At 57.9% G+C, this 2808-nt stretch carries 2 protein-coding genes and 1 rRNA gene; all 3 read right to left on the bottom strand.

Features of this window, described 5'->3' with window-relative positions:
* Positions 1-82: 82 nt before the first annotated feature.
* Entirely contained in the window at positions 83-775 is a 693-nt protein-coding gene (locus tag EJA71_RS06205; RefSeq protein WP_158955221.1) for a sensor histidine kinase KdpD, read from the bottom strand.
* Positions 772-2376 carry a tetratricopeptide repeat-containing response regulator gene (locus EJA71_RS06200; RefSeq protein ID WP_158955219.1) on the bottom strand — a complete coding sequence of 535 codons (1605 nt, stop codon included), beginning with the start codon at positions 2374-2376 and terminating at the stop codon, positions 772-774. Before EJA71_RS06200 ends, EJA71_RS06205 begins: the two co-directional genes overlap by 4 nt.
* 328 nt (positions 2377-2704) lie before the next feature.
* Positions 2705-2808: ribosomal RNA gene (rrf, locus tag EJA71_RS06195) — 5S ribosomal RNA — on the bottom strand; the annotation flags it as partial.

Below are 2808 nucleotides of genomic sequence, written 5' to 3'. Positions count from 1 at the left end.
GCAGGCTGCGATCTTTTGATGTTGTTTTTCCAGAATCAAAAGATCGCAGCCTGCGGCAGCTCCTACAGGAATCGGTGCAATATCAAGGGAGGTAGAGGCTGAATACGCCGCCGCCTAAAGTTCCGCCGTTACGGATTTCGGTGCGACCTTCAACGCCATTGCGCTGATGCAGCGCGGCAATGCGGTTGGCGAAATACAGCCCCAGCCCGGTGCTGCCGCTGCTGTGATTGATGCCTTGCACGTAATCGGCCTGACGTTCGAGCATCTCGAACGGATAACCGTCGCCGTCGTCATTGATGCTCAGCACCAATTGCCCGGCCTCGTCGCTGACCGTGATCAGCAGCGATTCGCGGGCATAGCGGATTGCATTGTTGATGCAGTTGCCGAGTACGGACGCGACCAGCTCACGGTCGAAGAACCCCAGTGGACTCAGTGGATCAACCTCATAAGTGGCGATGATGCCGCGGCTGGCGAATACCTCTTGATGCGCCGCCAGTTGCGCCTCGATAAAGTCATCCAGTTCGTGATACGCCGGTTGCAGCGGCAGCTGATTAACGCCGAGCTTATACAGCCCGAGCAGCTGCACCAGCATACCGTTGAGGTGGGCGAACTCGAAGTCGATCACGCCCTGCTCCGAGCCTTCGCGCAACTCGTGCGGCAAGCGCGCCAGCCATTGGCTGTGAGCCTGCATCAGCATGGCCAGCGAGTTCTTCATGTCGTGAACGGTGGAGGCAATCACCGTAGAAAAATCCAACGCCTGCTCATCGTGGTTCATTCGCCAAACGCCTTGCTTTTCAGCTTCTGATAACGCGCATAACGCGCGTCGGTGTCGGGCATCAGGCCGACCATTTTCAGGCAGGCCCGACATTCTTCCAGTTCCGCCGACGGCACCGAGGTGTCGGTACCATGCAGCAGCGACTGGGCCAGGTTCAGCGCAATACTGATGTTCTTCGGTTGCAGCTTCAGCGCCTTGCGGAATACCTCGCGGGCCTCCACCAAATTGCCGGTCTTGTACACGCGCACGCCCTGACGGTTAAGGTCGGCAGCGGCGTTACTGGAGCTGAGAATAGTCGGGTCATCGGTGAGCTTGGCGATGTCTTTCATTACCGCCGGATCATCACCGTAGATCTCCGCGCAGCTCTTGAGCATGGACGTCCCCGCCTCGGCCTGACCGAGCATTTGCAGCTGCTTGGCGACCAGCAACGCCGCTTCCGGGCTCATGAACTGTTCCATGCCGTCGAGGCGCATCAGCGCTTGCTCGGTGAGCTTGTCGGCGGTTTCGGCATCGTTGAGCAGCAGGCTGGTGGCCTTCATCAGGCGTGCGCGAATCTGCAGGCCCGGGTCAGTCGGGTTTTCCTTGGCGACAGCGCTGAGGGTGGTGTTGATCTCCAGACGCGTACGCGTATCGAGACCGCGCTCGCTGCCTTTGCTGATCAACGCATGGGCCAGGCCCAGGTTGCTTTCCGGGTCTTTGAATCGCGATTGCGCACCTTGGGCCACGGCTTGACGATAGGCGCGCGAGGCGGTGTCGAAGTCCTCATTGGTCATTGCCAGTTTGCCGAGCAAGGCCTGCCGACGAACTGCCAACGGCGACAGGCGAATCGCCTCTTCGAGCACCCGCTGCGCGCCTTTGCTGTCGCCCTCGGAAACCAGCACGTCGGCCATGCCGTCGTACAGCGCCGGCATCATCGGGAACACTTTCAGTGCTTTTTCGTAGACGCCTTTGGCCTGCGCAACCTGACCGCGTTTGAACAGCAATTTGCCCAATCCGGCAAACGCCCAAGGCAATGGCCGGTCGGCAATGATGCTGTCGTAGAGACGCTCCAGCGCTTCGTTCTGGTTCATGTCACGCAGCGCATCGGCGCGGTAACGCAGGCACAAGGGTGAATAGCGGATGTCCTGCTTGCACAGGGCGATGCAGGCATTGAGCACCTCGACCGGTTTACCCCGGTCGAGGGCTTGCAGAATCGGTTTGAGCAGCGTCTTGCGCTGCTCCAGACGTTCCAGGCGCTGGGCCAGGCCTGAGCGGTTGAACGGTTTGGTCAGGTACGCATCCGGCTCGTGCTCCAGAGCACTGAGCACCATCGCCTGACTGGTCTCGGCCGTGACCATGACGAACACGGCTTCATGGCTGATGAGCTTTTCCAGCATCAGGTCTTCGAGGACCTGCTGGCCGTTCTTCTTGCCGTCACCGAGGTGGAAATCCTGCAGGATGAAATCGTAAGACTTCTGCGCACACATCTTCAGCGCCTGCTCACCGGTGTCGGCGGTATCGACATCCTTGACCCCAAGCTCACGCAGCATCGAACGAACGGAACTGCGAAAATCCGAGAAATCATCGACGATCAGAAAACTCTTTTGGTGATACGACAGCATCGAAGATTTCCAGGCAATTGAAGTGAGGGCAATTTCAGGCGCAAAGATGATAGCTGGCGGCCAAATGCTATCAAGGGATTTCGCGCGACATTGAAGTCACCGAGTGGGTTATCGGCCAGAAGTAGCGTTCTCTGAAGCTAATCCTTCAAGATTTCTTGTCCAACGACTGCCGTTTATCCCAGCTCTCAGCCATGAAAAAGCCCCGGCAGATTGCTCTGTTCGGGGCAGTTATGGGTAGCGCTACGAAGCCGTGTTGCCTCGATTAAGAACTTTCTTGCGGGCAAAACAAAACCCCAACTGCTTTTGCAATTGGGGTTTCGGAATTTAATCTTGACGATGACCTACTCTCACATGGGGAAACCCCACACTACCATCGGCGATGCATCGTTTCACTGCTGAGTTCGGGATGGGATCAGGTGGTTCCAACGCTCT

This window comes from Pseudomonas sp. PB106 (assembly GCF_009764645.1).
GTDB lineage: Bacteria > Pseudomonadota > Gammaproteobacteria > Pseudomonadales > Pseudomonadaceae > Aquipseudomonas.
The sequence above is the reverse complement of the archived record's forward strand: the minus strand, read 5'-3'. Positions and strand labels throughout refer to the sequence as shown.

Bases quoted from the DNA above. Each gene is read 5' to 3' on its own strand.
- EJA71_RS06205 (WP_158955221.1), bottom strand. From the start codon at position 775: ATGAACCACGATGAGCAGGCGTTGGATTTTTCTACGGTGATTGCCTCC.
- EJA71_RS06200 (WP_158955219.1), bottom strand. From the start codon at position 2,376: ATGCTGTCGTATCACCAAAAGAGTTTTCTGATCGTCGATGATTTCTCG.